The sequence below is a fragment of the Pseudomonas pisciculturae genome, from assembly GCF_015461805.1.
In the GTDB taxonomy this organism is placed as follows: domain Bacteria; phylum Pseudomonadota; class Gammaproteobacteria; order Pseudomonadales; family Pseudomonadaceae; genus Aquipseudomonas; species Aquipseudomonas pisciculturae.
Window position 1 is genome coordinate 541,419 of the sequence record NZ_JACVZE010000005.1, and the last position, 16,051, is coordinate 557,469.

A 16,051-nucleotide genomic window follows, 5' to 3' on the forward strand; every position below is an offset into this window, starting at 1 on the left:
AACTGTCCTTATTGACAAAATTCGTTCATGCGCGCGTAAAACGTCCGATGGTATTCATACATCGCTTTTAACTTCGGAAATTGATCGAACAACGCCATGTCCAGCTGTTGTTTTTCTGGCAACCCAATACGATCGCTGTTCTCTGCCGCCACATGCCAACTTCGCCAGGTCTTCCACTGTTGTGGGCATTCGCGCTTCCAGGTCATGGCGTGGGGCAGAAATTCTATTTGCAAGTGCTCACACAATTTGCGAATGACGCGTTCCGGGTCTGCCGCAAGATCATCCGCATTAATCACATACGGCACAGTGCCTGTGAGTTTGGTGACTACACAAAAAATCTCATACAAGGCTTTATGCCCAATGGCGTGCAGCGGCATATCGGGGTGCACACGATGATGGGAAATAATGCTGCTGGCCGGCTCGCGAATAATAAAAATGTTGTGCTGTTGCGCCAAAAACGCCACATCAACTTTCAAATCATCCAGGCAGTGGTAGCACATATCTTTATGAAAGACGTTAGTACGCTCCCTGGCTTTGATAAGTTGCTCTTTTATGCCGGTGTACGTCGTGGGCAAACTGTGGTCCCACTCATCGGAAGGAATCGCCGAATCTGCCGAAAACGCCATATGGGCGAACGGCTCGTGAAAGACCTCAAAGTCGCCGCGTTCGATAAATACGCGCTCCAACACCGTAGAGCGCGAGCGTGGGTGGGCCCACAACCCGACCATCTTGTTCATGCGACCACCCCGTACTCGGCGGCCAGCAGGGCGTTGAGCGACACTGTGAAAGGCTTGGCCGCGGGGCATAATCGCACGCAGTAGTCGACCAGCCGTCGGTGTGCGCTGTTGGCTTCGTTGCAAGCGTTGAGAAACGCCTCGTGGTTGCCGAAGTCATAAGGTTCGATACTGCCTGGAAAGTAGGCATCGCAGAAATAGGCAATGCGCAGCAGTTTTGCGAAGGTCGCCGGCGGCGGTTGCAGCGGCTCGCTACCAGGCAATACCGGCTTGCCTCGGCTCTCGCGTTCGACCAGGAACTCCACCACGTCCGGCGTGAGCGTGTAGCAGGTGGTGCTCAGCCCGGTTTTTTCCAGGTGCCAACAATGCTTGTTACCGCGCTCGTCTACGTCAATTTTGATGCTGGACAGCAGCGTCTTGACCGGCACCGTCGAGGCCGCTACCACGGCCTGGACCTGCGTGTAGATCAGCAGTTCGGCCCAGCGCAGTTCCTCGGCCTCCAGCGCCAGGCCACGCTCGGCGGCTTGCACGGCGAACTCGGGCTGGCAGGCAAAGCGCCCGATCATGAAGGTGATTACGTATTTGCAGTGCCGGGTGCTAACACCGTTACTGCGCGCAGCCGCCAGGCCACGTTCGATGGCCTGGATGCCGGCCTGGAACTGCGAGACGGTGAAGCAGAAGGTGATATTCACCGAAATACCCTGAGCCGCCAGGCTTTCAACGGTCGCCAGCCCTTCTTGGCTGCCGGGCACCTTCACCATGACATTCGGCGCCAGTTGGTGCAGCTCAAGCCCTCGGGCCGTCATGCGCTCGGTGCAACGTACATCCACCGGGTCGACCTGGGCCGAAAACCAACCCTCACCCTGGCCCGACTGCACCCACAACGGCTGGAGCGCAGCAGCGCCTTCGGCGATGACGGCGTTGTAGAGTTTTTTGCGCAATGCCTGGGGCGACAGCCCGTCCAGATTGAAGCGCGAGGACCAATACTCACGCTTTTCAAGCACCGCCGCTGTCACCAGGCGCGGGTTAGTTGTAACGCTGCTGAAGCCAGTGTGCTGAGTGAAATTGTCGGGCATCAACTGCTCGATAGGCGCCGCCGCCGCCGGGTACTTGTCCAACAGATACTGTTTAAATGGCGCATACACGATGGGTGATGAATCCCACCACACTTCTGAAGCGCGATCGTTGCGCTTAAGACGTTCCAAGTAACCGAATGTGCTCACCCCATCTGCTCCCTGAATAATCGATCAATTAATGATGGTTAATAATTCACGCATATCGGCAAACGGCAGTGCCCCGGCTTCGGCCAACTTCACATGCCGACTCACTGGGCCAAAACCCAACACGTTTATTTGGGCTGCGATTGCCGCCTGGATACCGGTAACACTGTCTTCAACAACCAGCGCGTCATGCACATCAACTTCGTAAGCCTGGCACGCTGTCAAAAACACCAGAGGATCAGGCTTCCATCGCTCCAACTCATAACAACTGAATATTCGCCCTTCGAAATAAGGGAGCAAACCTGTCAGGCGCAAACAATGTTCGATCTTGTTACGCGGCGCACTGGAGGCCACGCAATAGGGCACTTGCAACTTTTCCAGCACCTCGAATATACCGTCAGTGGCTTTCAACTCATGTGTCAATGCGCTGAGTGCCTGCGCTCTAAACTCCTGTTCAAACTGGGCGGGCAGGCAAACGTTTAATAACTGCTCGGCCTCGCGCAAACACTCAGTAATCTTTCGCCCGCGAAAGTGCTCAATGAAACACTGCCCGTCCAGTGTTGTGTTGCCAGACGCATAACCATTTAGCAGGGATATCAATACCGACAGGGTGATCTCTTCGCTTTGGACCAAGACACCGTCACAATCGAAAATAATTAACTTAGGCGCTCTTTGCAGTAAAGAGGCTGCCGCCTGTTCTGGTAGTTCCCCTATAGCTGCCGATTGATACATGGGCATCTCTTATAGGTGACTCCGCGATGACTGCTGAACTACCAACGGAGTGGGTTGAGGTGTGCCTATAAGACACGCGGCCAAAAACCCTGTCAAACGCTTTTAAGCGGTTTTTTAGTATCTTATGGTTATTTTTTATAGTTCTGTTATTCCATTTTTCACCATGGTTGTAGTCGCTAAATTCACGCCGGTGAACTTCCGTTGCCCGTCATCAGTCAGCTGCTTGAACTCACGAATTCAAGGTCGGGTGGGCAATGCGTATTTCGTTGGAGCGGCAAGTGGCACTGGTGACCGGTGCCAGTTCCGGAATCGGTGCCGGTGCGGCAATGGCTCTGGCTCGGGCCGGAGCAGCGGTAGTACTCAACTACAATTCCCAGGCCGCGCCAGCCGAAGCCTTGGCGGCGCAGATCAATGCCGAGGGTGGCCAGGCCATCGCCATAGGGGCTAACGTATCTAAAGAAGCTGATGTAGAACGCCTGTTCGCCCAGGCCCTCGATGCCTTCGGCCACCTGGACATCCTTGTGGCCAATTCCGGCCTGCAAAAAGACGCCAACCTGGTGGACATGACCCTCGACGACTGGAACACCGTGATAGGCGTCAACCTCACTGGCCAGTTCCTCTGCGCCCGCGCCGCCGTGCGTATCTTTAATCGCCAAGGCGTGCGGGACGGCGTGTCACGGGCGGCAGGAAAAATCATCCACATGAGCTCGGTGCACCAGCTCATCCCTTGGGCCGGGCATGTGAATTACGCAGCCTCCAAAGGCGGGGTGGAGATGTTGATGCGCACCCTCGCCCAGGAAGTCAGCGAGCAGCGCATCCGTATCAACGGGATTGCGCCGGGGGCAATCCGTACGGCAATCAACCGCGCCGCGACAGAGGGGGCGGCGCAAAAAGAGCTGTTGAAGCTGATCCCCTATGGCCGTGTCGGCGATGTGGAAGACGTGGCCAACGCCGTGGTGTTTCTCGCCAGCGACGCGTCGGACTATGTCGTCGGCAGCACCCTGTTTATTGATGGCGGCATGAGCCTTTATCCGGAGTTTCGTGGCAATGGTTGATTTGAAGAGTGAGCAACAAAGCCCAATCGATGCCCACGGCATCATCGGCGATATGCGTAGTGCGGCACTGGTGAACGATAAAGGCAGCATCGACTTCTTTTGCTGGCCGGAATTCGACAGCCCCTCGATCTTCTGCTCGCTGCTGGACACACCCGACGCCGGGATTTTCCAACTCACCCCAGACCTGCCAAACGCCCGCCGCGAACAAATCTACCTGCCCGACACCAATGTGCTGCAAACCCGCTGGCTCAGTGATGACGCGGTGGTGGAGATCACCGACCTGCTCACCATCAGCGAAGAAATCGACGACCTGCCCTTGCTGATTCGTCGTGTGCGGGTGGTCAGCGGCAAAGCCGACATCCACCTGCGCTGCGCCGTGCGCCATGACTACGCGCGTACGGCCACCCACGCCACGCTCGACAGCGGCACTGCGTGCTTCAACGCCGACGGCCAGCCCGGCCTGCGCTTGTCCGGCAGCCAGCCGCTGCACGTCGAAGACAACGCCGCAGTCGCCCGCTTTACGTTGAAGCAGGATGAAGGCGCCGAGTTCGTGCTGGGCGGTCAGGACGACGAGCGTGTAGACAGCCGCTGCACCGACTTGGCACTCGCCCATACCCTGAAGTTCTGGCGCGGCTGGATCGCGCAGTCAAACTACCGTGGGCGCTGGCGCGAAATGGTCAACCGCTCGGCCCTGGCCCTGAAGCTTTTGACCTCACGTAAACACGGCGCAATCATCGCCGCCGCCACCTTCGGCCTGCCGGAAACGCCCGGCGGCGAGCGCAATTGGGACTACCGCTACACCTGGATCCGCGATGCTTCGTTTACTGTCTACGCGTTTATGCGCTTGGGTTTCGTCGAAGAAGCCAACGCCTATATGCGCTGGCTCAAGGGCCGGGTCAGCGACTGCTGTGGGCAGCCGACCAAGATCAACATTCTCTACGGCATCGATGGCCGCCAGGAGCTGCCGGAAGCTGAACTCGAACACTTCGAAGGCCATGGCGGGGCCAAGCCCGTGCGCATCGGCAACGGAGCGTTCGATCAGATCCAGCTGGACATCTACGGCGAGCTGATGGACGCGGTTTACCTGGTCAACAAGTACGGCGAAGCCATCTCCCACGAAGGCTGGAAACACACCGTGGAAGTCGCCGACCAAGTGTGCGAGATCTGGAACACCGAGGATGTCGGCATCTGGGAAATGCGCGGCGAGCAGCATCACTTCCTGCATTCGCGGCTGATGTGCTGGGTGGCGTTGGACCGGGCAATTCGCCTGGCCTCCAAACGCTCGCTGCCGGCGCCATTCGCACGCTGGGACCAGACCCGCCAAGCGATCTACGCCGATATCTGGAGCAACTTCTGGAACGAAGAGCGCGGCCACTTTGTGCAGCACACCGGCAGCACCGCCCTCGACGGCTCGATGCTGTTGATGCCGCTGGTGCGCTTCGTCGCCGCCACCGACCCGCGCTGGCTCTCGACCTTGGAAGCCATCCAGAAAAGCCTGGTGCGTGACGGCATGGTCTATCGCTACCGCAACGACGACAGCCAGATCGACGGCCTGCAAGGCACCGAAGGTGCGTTTACTGCCTGCTCGTTCTGGTACGTGGAATGCCTGGCCCGCGCCGGCCAAGTGGAAAAAGCCCACCTGGAATTCGAACAACTGCTGCGCTACGCCAACCCTCTGGGTTTGTACGCCGAAGAGTTCGACAGCCAGGCCCGCCACCTGGGCAACACGCCCCAGGCCTTGAGCCATTTGGCCCTGATCAGCGCGGCGACCTTCCTGGACCGCAAGCTCAGCGGGGAGAAGACGACCTGGCAGCCCTAGGGCACAATCAGAGCGCAAGGCAAGCTGTGGCGAGCGAGCTTGCTCGCCACAGGTAATCGCCCCCCTTAGGAGCTCCATGCGCCAGGTACTGCTGATCATCGATGTGCAACCCTCGTTCACCCCACCCGAATGGCTGGTAGACGGCATCAACACCCTGCTCGGCCGACTGCCCTCGGTAGCCACCGTGGAGCGCCATGACGAAAGCATCACCCCGTTCACCCGCCAACTGGGTTGGCAACCGGCGCCAAATGACCAAAGCCTGATCGCGGCGGATCGCATCTTTATCAAACATGGCTACGCGCCCACGCCCGAGACAGTCGCCTACCTCAAAAGCCTGGCGCCGGAGCGCGTGTTGGTGTGCGGCATCCAGACCGATACCTGTGTGCTGGCGGCGGGGTTTGCGTTGTTTGATGCGGGGCTGCAGCCGACCTTGATCAGTGATTTGACGGTGGGGTCGTCGCTGGATCGGTCGGGGCAGTTGGGAGTGGATCTGTGGCGGCATCACTTCGGCAAAGTGATTGCCCGTGATGATGTCTTCGCCACCGTCATGTCGTGAATAACTTCCCCACATTGCAAACCCAGCGCCTGCAACTGCGGGAGTTGGTGGCAAGCGACGCACCGCCATTATTCGCCATCTACAGTGATGCCGACAGCATGCGCTGGTTCGGAGCCGACCCGATGACCGACCTCGTCCAGGCACAGGCCTTGATCGAAACCTTCGCCCAATGGCGCACTCAACCCAACCCCGGTACACGCTGGGGGATCGAGCTTGAGGGAGCGTTGGTCGGCAGTTGCGGGCTGTTCAAGTGGAATCGTGGGTGGAATAGCTGCGCACTGGCCTTTGAACTGGCGCCTGGTGCGCGTGGCAAGGGTTTGATGGTCGAAGCGCTGCGCGCCATGCTCGATTGGGGTATCGCGCATATGCAGCTGCATCGCGCAGAAGCACTGGTGCATCCGCACAACAACGCGTCGCTGAAAGTATTGGAACGCTTAGGTTTTAAATACGAGGGGACCTTGCGGGAAGCTGGATTCTGGGGTGGTCAGCGGCATGACTTGCATGTGTTGGGTTTGTTGACCCAGGAGTGGCCGAACAAGAAAAAGACGGGTATATAACGGTATCAACCCAGTACGCCTCGCTTGATATTCAAGGAAAGAATATGACATCACGTATCCATCAAGACATCAGCACACCCCATCGCCCTGCGTTGAGCTGGCGTGATGGGTGGGATGGAGGCGATAAAGGTTTGATCAAGTGCTGGGAAGTCGGCCGAGAGCTCGCAACCAAACGACCTGATCTTGAACAAGCCTGTCTCAAAGGCGAGTTGCCCACGCTCGGCTGGAAAGGCGGTGTAAGCCGTAGTCTAAAAAAACTCGAAAAATTCGGTTCTCTGAACTACCTCGCACAATGGCAGGGCCTGCGGGGCGAAAACCTGGATATCGACCCTGCGCAAAACGTAGTGAAGACCTGCTCGCGCACAGGAATGATTGTCACGTTCACACCGGACAAGTCCCAATACATCAATCAAACAACGGAAACAGATGAGTAAGGAGCACGGATGCATGGTCGATCTTCATCAGGAATTCGAACGAAGCCAATTCTTCCATCAAGCTCGTATTGATCGGCGCTCTGCTGATGCATTGGTTGGAATTACTGCCGGACTAACTGCCGACGGGAAGATCAACCAACTGGAAGCTGATTTTCTCAAAAAATGGATAGAGACCCACCTGATACACCTTGAAGACCCGGTCGTTAACATTCTCTATCAACGCCTTGCCGACATGCTGAGCGATGGGGTATTGGATGAAGATGAGTCGGTGGAGTTGTTGGAAATACTCCATCAATTTTCAGGAATTCCAGTAGGAGCACCTCAACGTACAGCGAGTGTAACCAGCCTTCCTCTCAATGACCCAGCACCCCCACTCGATTGGCGAGATAAGGTGTTTCTCTTCACGGGCGTCATGGCTCTCGGTCCTCGCAAAGACTGTGAATTGCTGGTACTCGAACGAGGGGGAATGATAGGTAACTCGGTGAGCAAAAAAGTCCATTTTCTGGTCGTTGGCAGTGTTGGCAACGAGCAATGGCTTCACAGTTCATACGGCACCAAGATCAAAAAGGCCGTGGAGTTGCGAAACAGCGGTGTCCCCATTGCAATCATCAGTGAACGCCACTGGCAACAGGTGCTGTTCGGTTGACTCCGATCATCTCAATCCTCATTCACGTCCCGGACTGGCGTGCGGCTACCGAGTGGTATGCCGCAGCCTTTCCGTTGGCCACGCGCATTCGTCATGACCCAGATGACTTTGGTCACCTGGATCTGGCAGGCATAGCCCTCGAGATAGTCAACGCCGATAGTAAGGTCGCGTCAGGAGCCGCTGGGTCAGTTGTGTACTGGGCTGTGCATGACGTGCTGCAGGCACTCCGGCGGTTTGAGGTACTGGGTGCGACGTTGTATCGCGGCCCGATGGAAATCGAGGGTGGCCATTGGATTTGTCAGGTGCGCGACCCCTGGGGAAATTGCATCGGGCTGCGGCAAACCGGCCCGGGCGAGTAACCCCACTGCCACACATCCCCCCAAACCTTCACGGCAATCGGCTAGAGTTTCAACACCCCTGGCCAGCCGGTAATCGCCCACCATGACCACCACTTCACTGCTCTACGTGCGTACCAGCATGCTCGACGTGGCGTATGAAGCCCACGGCCCCCTCGACGGGGCACCGGTGATCCTGCTGCACGGTTTCCCCTACGACCCGCGTGGCTACGACGCGATTGCGCCGGTGCTTGCCGAGCGTGGTTATCGGGTGTTGGTGCCGTACCTGCGTGGTTACGGCCCGACGCGGTTCATCAACGGGCAGGTGATGCGCTCCGGGCAACAGGCGGCGTTAGCCAAGGACTTGCTGGACTTCATGGATGCGCTGTCGATCCCCCAGGCGACACTCGCCGGGTATGACTGGGGCGGGCGCGCCGCGTGTATCGTCGCGGCGCTGTGGCCGCAGCGGGTGCTTGGGTTGGTGACGGGAGACGGCTACAACATCCAGCACATCGCCAAGTCGCTGACACCACGGGCGCCCGAGACGGAGCATCGCTTGTGGTACCAGTATTACTTTCATACCCAGCGCGGCGTCGACGGCTTGACCGCCAATCGCCGTGCGTTATGTGAGTTGTTGTGGTCGCTGTGGTCGCCGTCGTGGGCTGAGGGGCCGGGCCTGTATGGGCTGACCGCGCCGTCGTTCGATAACCCGGACTTTGTCGACGTGGTGATTCACTCTTATCGCCACCGCTTCATGTACGCGCCGGGCGACCCCGCGCTGGAAGCCATTGAGCAGGCGTTGGTGCTGCAACCGCCGATTTCGGTGCCGAGCATTTCACTGTGTGGCGCCGATGATGGGGTGGGCCCACCCCCGCAAGTGGATGACGACGTGGAACATTTCAGCGGTTTTTATCAACGCCGAGTGTTGCCGGGTATCGGCCACAACATCCCTCAAGAAGCACCTCAAGCAACGCTGGATGCACTGTTGGAGTTGCTTGGCGAGAAGCGCTCGCGGTAGGCCTGGGGCGTTACCGACAAGGCGCGCAGAAAGCTGCGACGCAGGGTCTCTTCACAGCCAAAGCCGCACTGCACGGCAATGCGTTTGATCGATGCGGTGCTGTCGGCCAACTGCCGGCGCGCCGTCTCGACGCGGATCAGTTCAACCGCACGCGCCGGGGTCTGGCCGGTTTCGGCGCGGTAGTGGCGCACAAAACTGCGTTCACTCATGCCAGCCTGGGCGGCCAGGGTCGGGATGTTCAAATCCAACGTGAGGTTTTCGGCCATCCAGGCATGCAGTTCGGTGAAGCGGCTGTCGCTCTTTTGCAGGGACAACGTCACGCTGAATTGCGACTGGCCGCCGGGGCGCTTGAGAAACACCACTAAGTGCCGTGCGACTTCCAAGGCTACTGCACTGCCCAGGTCTTCTTCCACCAAGGCCAGGCACAAGTCGATGCCGGCGGTGACCCCGGCGGACGTCCATACACTGCCTTGCTGGATGAAGATCGGGTTGGCCTCCACCGTCAGCGTCGGGAATTTGCGCGCCAGCTCTTCACAACGCGTCCAGTGGGTGGCCACGCGGCGGCCATCGAGCATGCCGCTGGCGGCGAGCAAAAAGGCGCCGGTACACACCGAGGTCATGCGCCGGGTGTGCCGGGCTTTTTCTCGCACCCAGTCCACCAGGGTCGGGTCTTCGGCGGCGCCGTACACCCCCCAGCCGCCGGCGATCACCAGGGTGTCGCAGGGAGTGTCGGCATCGGGCAGCGGCTCGGCCACCAACGCCAGGCCAGCAGAGGTCATCACCGGCTCGCTTTGCGCGGCGATCACCGAGACGGTGTACGGCAACGGTTCGCCGCGCTGGCGCGCCAGGTCGTTGGTCGAGGCGAACACCTGCAACGGCCCGGTTACGTCGAGCACCTGGGCGTTATCGAAAGCGAGTACGTGGACAATTCTGGGCATGATTGGCGTGATCTGTGGGCTCAATGGCGTATTCGCCAAAGCCTAGGCCTCTAGAGTGAAGCCGTCCACCCCCTTTATCGGAGCGCCTTTATGACCTTGCAGATCGGCTTTGTGTTGTTCCCTGGTATCCAGCAACTGGACCTGACCGGCCCCTATGACGTGCTGGGTTCGCTGCCGGATGTGAAGTTGCACTTGGTGTGGAAAGACCTGGAGCCGGTCACCTCCAGCACCGGGTTGGTGTTCACTCCGACCATGACCTATGCCGATTGCCCCCAACTGGATGTGATCTGCGTACCCGGCGGTTCTGGTGTGGGTGCGTTGATGGAAGACCCGCAGACTCTGGACTTTCTAACCTTGCAGGCTGAAACCGCACGATACGTCACCTCGGTGTGCACCGGCTCACTCGTGCTGGGCGCAGCGGGCTTGCTGCGCGGTCGCAAGGCCACCACCCACTGGGCCTACCACGACATGCTCGCCCCGCTCGGCGCAATCCCGGTTCAAGACCGCGTGGTGCGCGACGGCAACCTGCTGACCGGTGGCGGCATCACGGCCGGTATCGACTTTGCCCTGAGCTTGGCGGCGGAGTTGTACAGCGAAGCGGCGGCGCAACTGGTGCAGTTGCAGATCGAATATGCTCCGGCGCCGCCGTTCGATTCAGGCAACCCGCAGACCGCACCGCTGCATGTGCTGGAAGAAGCGCGCAAGCGCACGGCAGAATCGCGCAAGACCCGCGGCGAAATCGTAGCGCGGGCAGCCGCGCGATTGGGCTGACCCCAAAGGGTCTAGTGGTGCACTCAATTCCCAGGCTTGGCACAAATCAAGGTGGGAGCTGGCTTGCCTGCGATAGCGGTGGGTCAGTCAGCATTTTTACCGACTGGCACGCCGCCTTCGCGGGCAAGCCCGCTCCCACAGGGGATTGCGGGTCTGGCACAGCGCCCCCACAGGGTCAGCTTGGACGCGACATCACTGCCAAGCGCACCGCCAACGCCATCAACACTGTCGCCAGCCCCCACTTCTGTAGCAAGGCACTGTTCGAGCGCCGGGCGAAGAACCGGCTCAAAGCGCCGCCAAAACTCCCCAGTACGCCATGAAACACGGCAGCGATCAGCGTCAGGACACCGCCGAGCACCATCAACTGCACGGCAATGGACCCGGCCTGCGGCCTTACGAACTGCGGCAAGAACACCACGAAAAACAGCAACGCCTTAGGGTTGAGCAGGCTGTTGAACATCGCTTGCAGGAACACTCGCCCCAAAGGCACACGGTTGACACAGGCCGTGCTCAGCCCCGTTTTTTTCTGCAAAGTCTTGAACACCAGCCACAGCAAATAGACCACCCCCGCATACCGGATCAAGTCAAAGGACGGCGGCCAACTGGCGACCAGCGCTGTCACCCCTGTGGCGGTCAATACAGTCAGCACCAGGTCGGCCACACTGATGCCCAAGGCGGATGCCACCCCGCCACGCCAGCCAAGGGTCATGCCATGGCTGATCACAAAGGCCATGTTCGGCCCAGGCGATAACAGCAACAGCAAAACAGCACCGGAAAAAACCGCCAGGGTTGCAAGGTCGATCATGCTCAAGCGCTCCACCGGGAAAAGCCTGCAGATTAGTCAGCGCCTGCTCTGCGAACAAAAAATTGTGCTGGATACATTGCTCATTGCCGTATCTCACCCCTGGTAAAACCGACCTCGGGGCAACTTACGTGTTAAACCGCATAATTTTACAGTGAGTGTCCAAACCAACTTCCAACCCTACGAAAGTCCCTCTGGCGGGGCACTTAATCCGTTCCTCCACCCTGTTTTGCCCCCCCTTTCCTACCCCATTCAGAAAAAGGTTTTACCTTTAAGCAGGAAAATTCCTGCATTTGTTCCTACACTCAAAATAACACCTTAAAACCGAGTGTACGGACAAGGAATGTCAATAAAATGCCGAAAAAAAGACTGATTAACCTGTCTAGCACGCCACCCCCGCACCATCGTCAATTCGTTGACAGAGCAAGATAAGGAAACACTCCTTTAGCCACGACCCCCGCAAATTCCCTTGAGTTAGATAGGTGATTGCGTATTACCCAGAGTAGCCGTAGTTCGACTTCCCTCTTTAAAGCAGCCCACCGCTTTATTGAACAAACAGCCGAACAGTAAAGTCTGGAGTGCAATGAGGGATGTTTTTATGCGAGAGAAGTCGTCCGTCGACAGCCTGTTTTTAACACGTGCCGGTTTTGTTGAGTTCTTCGTTGTTTTCGTCAAGTTCATCCATGGCCTGAGCGCCATTCTGCCCGCGTTGGCCCTGGTGTTTTTCATCGACCCGATGGAGCCCGAGCTGCGCCCTCACTTCGTGGGTTTGTTGCTGTTTTTCGCGGTGCTGACCATCATTCTGTTCCAGGCCTTGGGCATCTATTCCGAGGAGCTGTTCAGCAATCGCCTGCGCCTGAAAACCAAGATCAAGGCCTGGTCGGCGGCGTTTTGCATCCTGCTGTTCATGTACCAGATCCTGCAGTTTTTCCCTCAATTGACCCCGCGCAACCTGGTGGCCTGGTACTTCGCCAGCCTGGCGCTGTTCTGCCTGGAACGTCTGGTGATGCTGCGCCTGTACCGCAACCTGATGCGCAAGGGTAAATACCTGCAACGCACGGTGATCCTGGGGTTTACCGACACCGCCATGCACGTCGCCGATCACCTGCAACGCAACGGTGACATCCGCTCGGGCCTGATCGGCTTTATCGACGACCGCACCGAGCGAATACCCAAGGAATTAAGCAACCTGCCGCTGCTGGGCAACACCCGTGACCTGGAAAAACTGATCCGCGCCGAGCAGGTCAACCAAGTGATGATCTGCCTGCCGTGGGCCGCCGAACAGCGTATCCACGGGCTGGTCAACCGCCTGCGGCAGATGTCGGTGAACGTGATGCTGGTACCCGACATGGCCGCCCTGCGCTATGGCCACAGCAAGATCACCGACGTGGGCGGCATCCTGATGTTCAACACCTCGCAGTTGCCGCTGCGGGGCTGGTCGCCCGTGATCAAGCGCCTGGAGGATCTGGTGCTGGCCAGCCTGGCGCTGGTGTGCCTGTCGCCGGTGATGCTGGCGACCGCGATCGCCATCAAGCTCGATTCCAAGGGCCCGGTGCTGTTCCGCCAGAACCGCTATGGCTACAACGACAATGAGATCCGCGTGTTCAAGTTCCGCTCGATGTTCACCGACCAGAGCGACTTCACCGCCGAACGCCAAACCACCCGCCAGGACCCGCGCATCACTCGCGTGGGCCGCATCATTCGCAAGACCAGCATCGACGAGCTGCCACAGCTGTTCAACGTGCTGCTGGGCAACATGTCGATGGTCGGCCCGCGCCCCCATGCCACCGCGACCAAGGCCGCAGGCGTGCCCTTCGAGGTGGCGGTGAGCGAATACAGCTCGCGCCACCGAGTGAAACCGGGCATCACCGGCTGGGCGCAAATCAATGGTTACCGGGGTGAAACCGACACCCTTTATAAAATCCAGAAACGTGTCGAGTACGACCTGGAGTACATCTCCAAGTGGTCGGTGTGGTTTGACTTGTACATCGTCTTCATGACGGTCCCCGCCGTCCTGTCCACCAAGGAGGTCTACTGATGAACACCCTCAACGGGTTGATTCCCTGCATCATTTCCGGTGGTTCGGGCACACGGTTATGGCCGGTGTCGCGGCAGAACATGCCCAAGCCGTTCATGCGCATGCGCGACGGCCAGAGCCTGCTGCAAAAGACCTTTCAGCGCGCCGCCAAGCTGCCCGGCGTAGAAAGCGTGCTGACCGTGACCAACCGCGACCTGCTGTTTCGCACCCTGGATGACTATCGCGGGGTGAACAAGGCGCACCTGCCCCTCGACCTGCTGCTGGAGCCGTTCGGGCGTAACACCGCAGCGGCCATCGCGGTGGCTGCGCTGCATGTGCAGGAGCATTTCGGCGACATGGCGCAACTGCTGGTGATGCCGGCCGACCATTTGATTCTCAACGAAGTAGCGTTCGCCGAGGCCGTGACCCAGGCCCGCGACCTGGCCGAGGCCGGCTACCTGGTGACCTTCGGTATCCAGCCTGACCACCCGGAAACCGGCTTTGGCTACATCGAGCAAGGCGACGCGCTGGACACCGGCTACCGGGTCAAACGCTTTGTCGAAAAACCCGACCTGGCCACCGCGCAAGCCTACCTCGACGGCGGCAAGCACCTGTGGAACGCCGGCATGTTCTGCTTCCAGGCCAGTACCCTGGTGGACGAACTGGCCACCCATGCTCCGGATGTACTCGCCGCTGCCAAAGCCGCGCTTGAACACAGCCAGAGCTTGCAAAACAAAACCTCGCGCCAGCGCGAACTGGAGCCGGAGGCGTTTGGCAGCGCACCGGATATTTCCATCGACGTGGCACTGATGGAAAAATCCAAGAAGGTCGCTGTGGTGCCCTGCGACATCGGCTGGAGCGATATCGGCTCGTGGGAAGCCCTGCGCCAACTCACCCCCAGCGATGCCCATGGCAACCAGGTCAATGGCGAAGCGATTTTGCATGACGTGCACAACTGCTACATCGACTCGCCCAAGCGCGTACTCGGCGCGGTCGGTGTGCGCGACCTGATCATTGTCGACACCCCCGACGCCCTGCTGATTGCCGATGCCAACCGCAGCCAGGATGTGCGCCACATCGTCGCCGAGCTCAAGCGCCAGAACCACCCCGCGTACAGCCTGCACCGCACCGTCACCCGGCCGTGGGGCACCTACACGGTGTTGGAGGAAAGCAGCCGTTTCAAGATCAAGCGCATCGTGGTCAAGCCCCAGGCGTCGCTGTCGTTGCAGATGCACCACCATCGCAGCGAACACTGGGTGGTGGTCAGCGGTGCCGCGCAGATCACCAATGGCGAGCGCGAATTCTTGATCAACGCCAACGAGTCCACCTATATCCCGGCTGGCCACAAGCACCGCCTGACCAACCCCGGCATCATCGACCTGGTGATGATCGAGGTGCAAAGCGGCGAGTACCTGGGTGAAGACGACATCGTACGCTTCGATGACATCTACGGTCGCGCGCCGGCCGAAGTGAAAAAATGACATGCGCATTTCACTGATCATCCCGACCCGTAACGCATCCAGCCATCTGGCGCGCCTGCTGCCGGCGCTGAAGATGCAAACCCTGCAACCGGACGAGATGCTGGTGGTGGACAGCGCCTCCAGCGATGACACCGTGGCGCGTTTTCGTGAGTTCGGGGCGCGGGTCGAGGTGATCGATGCTCGTGACTTCAACCACGGCGGCACCCGACGTTGGGCCAGCGAGCAAGTGGGCGGCGAGGCCTTGATCGTAATGACACAGGACGCCATCCCCGCCAATGCGGACACCTTCGCCAACCTGGTCAGCGAATTGCAGCAAGACCCGCTCAACGGCGTGGCCTACGGTCGCCAATTGCCCCACCCCAACGCCGGGGTGCTGGGCGCACAGTCACGGCACTTCAACTACCCCGAACAGAGCCGCACCAAAAGTCTGGCCGATGCGCCGGAACTGGGGATCAAGACCTGCTTCAGCTCCGACTCGTTTTCGGTGTACCGGCGCAGTGCGCTGGAGGCGGTGGGCGGCTTCCCCCGGGACGTGATCGGCAGCGAAGACGCCTTTGTCGCGGCGCGCATGCTGCTTGACGGCTACCAGGTGTGCTACGCGGCCACGGCGCTGGTGCATCACTCCCACGATTACAAGCTCATGGATGAGTTTCACCGCTACTTCGACATTGGCGTGTTCTACGGCCGCGAACCCTGGATCCGCCAGGCCTTTGGCGACGCGGGTGGTGAAGGCAAGCGCTATGTGCTGGCTGAACTGGCCGCCTTGCGCAAGGCCGGCGCCTTGCACCGCGTGCCCGAAGTGCTGCTGCGCAGCGCATTCAAATTGCTCGGTTACCGCCTGGGGCATCTGGAGCGGCGCCTGCCGCTGAGCCTCAAGCGGCGCATCAGCATGTTTCCCGGTTATTGGAGGTGAGCAGCATGACCTACAGGAAGTCC

At 59.3% G+C, this 16,051-nt stretch carries 17 protein-coding genes; 12 read left to right on the top strand and 5 right to left on the bottom strand.

Translation table 11 applies throughout. The features are described 5' to 3' along the window. Positions 1–8 precede the first annotated feature (8 nt). From ICY20_RS16940 to ICY20_RS16950, 3 genes are read right to left on the bottom strand one after another with little or no spacing between them, the layout of a single operon-like run. Complete coding sequence (locus tag ICY20_RS16940) at positions 9–737, bottom strand: sulfotransferase-like domain-containing protein (RefSeq protein ID WP_159961597.1); 729 nt, start codon at positions 735–737, stop codon at positions 9–11. Beyond that, positions 734–1,957: a transaldolase family protein gene (locus tag ICY20_RS16945; protein WP_194938053.1), complete on the bottom strand. Its 1,224-nt coding sequence runs from the start codon at positions 1,955–1,957 to the stop codon at positions 734–736. Before ICY20_RS16945 ends, ICY20_RS16940 begins: the two co-directional genes overlap by 4 nt. Positions 1,958–1,981: 24 nt before the next feature. Next, a complete protein-coding gene (locus ICY20_RS16950; protein WP_159961603.1) occupies positions 1,982–2,686 on the bottom strand; it encodes an HAD family hydrolase in 705 nt (234 codons plus the stop codon). A 254-nt stretch (positions 2,687–2,940) separates the two neighbouring features. On the opposite strand from ICY20_RS16950, the gene ICY20_RS16955 reads away from it, so the two are divergent. The 8 genes from ICY20_RS16955 to ICY20_RS16990 all read left to right on the top strand — a co-directional run bounded on the left by ICY20_RS16955 (position 2,941) and on the right by ICY20_RS16990 (position 9,106). Further along, positions 2,941–3,741 carry an SDR family oxidoreductase gene (locus ICY20_RS16955; protein WP_159961606.1) on the top strand — a complete coding sequence of 267 codons (801 nt, stop codon included), beginning with the start codon at positions 2,941–2,943 and terminating at the stop codon, positions 3,739–3,741. Next, a complete protein-coding gene (locus tag ICY20_RS16960) occupies positions 3,734–5,560 on the top strand; it encodes a glycoside hydrolase family 15 protein (RefSeq protein WP_194938054.1) in 1,827 nt (608 codons plus the stop codon). The genes ICY20_RS16955 and ICY20_RS16960 overlap by 8 nt, the downstream gene beginning before the upstream one ends. 76 nt (positions 5,561–5,636) lie before the next feature. Next, the gene (locus ICY20_RS16965; protein WP_194938055.1) at positions 5,637–6,116 is read left to right on the top strand and encodes a cysteine hydrolase family protein; all 480 of its coding nucleotides are present in this window, start codon (positions 5,637–5,639) and stop codon (positions 6,114–6,116) included. Continuing rightward, positions 6,113–6,673, top strand: a complete 561-nt coding sequence (locus ICY20_RS16970; protein WP_194938056.1) for a GNAT family N-acetyltransferase — start codon at positions 6,113–6,115, stop codon at positions 6,671–6,673. Before ICY20_RS16965 ends, ICY20_RS16970 begins: the two co-directional genes overlap by 4 nt. Before the next feature lie 44 nt (positions 6,674–6,717). Then, on the top strand, positions 6,718–7,107 hold the full coding sequence (locus ICY20_RS16975) for a hypothetical protein (RefSeq protein ID WP_159961618.1): 390 nt from the start codon (positions 6,718–6,720) through the stop codon (positions 7,105–7,107). Positions 7,108–7,120: 13 nt separating this feature from the next. Then, positions 7,121–7,753, top strand: a complete 633-nt coding sequence (locus ICY20_RS16980) for a BRCT domain-containing protein (RefSeq protein ID WP_159961621.1) — start codon at positions 7,121–7,123, stop codon at positions 7,751–7,753. Further along, on the top strand, positions 7,750–8,112 hold the full coding sequence (locus ICY20_RS16985) for a VOC family protein (protein WP_159961623.1): 363 nt from the start codon (positions 7,750–7,752) through the stop codon (positions 8,110–8,112). The genes ICY20_RS16980 and ICY20_RS16985 overlap by 4 nt, the downstream gene beginning before the upstream one ends. A gap of 82 nt (positions 8,113–8,194) precedes the next feature. Then, the gene (locus tag ICY20_RS16990) at positions 8,195–9,106 is read left to right on the top strand and encodes an alpha/beta fold hydrolase (protein ID WP_194938057.1); all 912 of its coding nucleotides are present in this window, start codon (positions 8,195–8,197) and stop codon (positions 9,104–9,106) included. On the opposite strand, the gene ICY20_RS16995 is transcribed toward ICY20_RS16990, so the two are convergent. Next, positions 9,052–10,044: a GlxA family transcriptional regulator gene (locus tag ICY20_RS16995; protein ID WP_194938058.1), complete on the bottom strand. Its 993-nt coding sequence runs from the start codon at positions 10,042–10,044 to the stop codon at positions 9,052–9,054. The genes ICY20_RS16990 and ICY20_RS16995 overlap by 55 nt on opposite strands. A gap of 90 nt (positions 10,045–10,134) precedes the next feature. Between ICY20_RS16995 and inhA the strand changes: the two genes are divergently transcribed. Further along, complete coding sequence (inhA, locus tag ICY20_RS17000) at positions 10,135–10,815, top strand: isonitrile hydratase (RefSeq protein ID WP_194938059.1); 681 nt, start codon at positions 10,135–10,137, stop codon at positions 10,813–10,815. Positions 10,816–10,990: 175 nt separating this feature from the next. Here inhA and ICY20_RS17005 read toward each other — a convergent pair whose 3' ends face one another. Further along, positions 10,991–11,620, bottom strand: a complete 630-nt coding sequence (locus ICY20_RS17005) for a LysE family translocator (RefSeq protein WP_159961635.1) — start codon at positions 11,618–11,620, stop codon at positions 10,991–10,993. 595 nt (positions 11,621–12,215) lie between these two features. Here ICY20_RS17005 and ICY20_RS17010 point away from each other — a divergent pair. Genes ICY20_RS17010 through ICY20_RS17020 form a run of 3 tightly spaced genes read left to right on the top strand, consistent with a single transcriptional unit; the run spans position 12,216 to position 16,028 of the window. Then, positions 12,216–13,655: an undecaprenyl-phosphate glucose phosphotransferase gene (locus ICY20_RS17010; protein ID WP_194938060.1), complete on the top strand. Its 1,440-nt coding sequence runs from the start codon at positions 12,216–12,218 to the stop codon at positions 13,653–13,655. Then, positions 13,655–15,115: a mannose-1-phosphate guanylyltransferase/mannose-6-phosphate isomerase gene (locus ICY20_RS17015; RefSeq protein WP_194938061.1), complete on the top strand. Its 1,461-nt coding sequence runs from the start codon at positions 13,655–13,657 to the stop codon at positions 15,113–15,115. The genes ICY20_RS17010 and ICY20_RS17015 overlap by 1 nt, the downstream gene beginning before the upstream one ends. Position 15,116: 1 nt before the next feature. Further along, positions 15,117–16,028 (top strand): glycosyltransferase family 2 protein, encoded by a 912-nt coding sequence (locus ICY20_RS17020; protein WP_159961644.1) that lies wholly within the window; start codon positions 15,117–15,119, stop codon positions 16,026–16,028. The last annotated feature ends 23 nt before the right edge of the window (positions 16,029–16,051 follow it).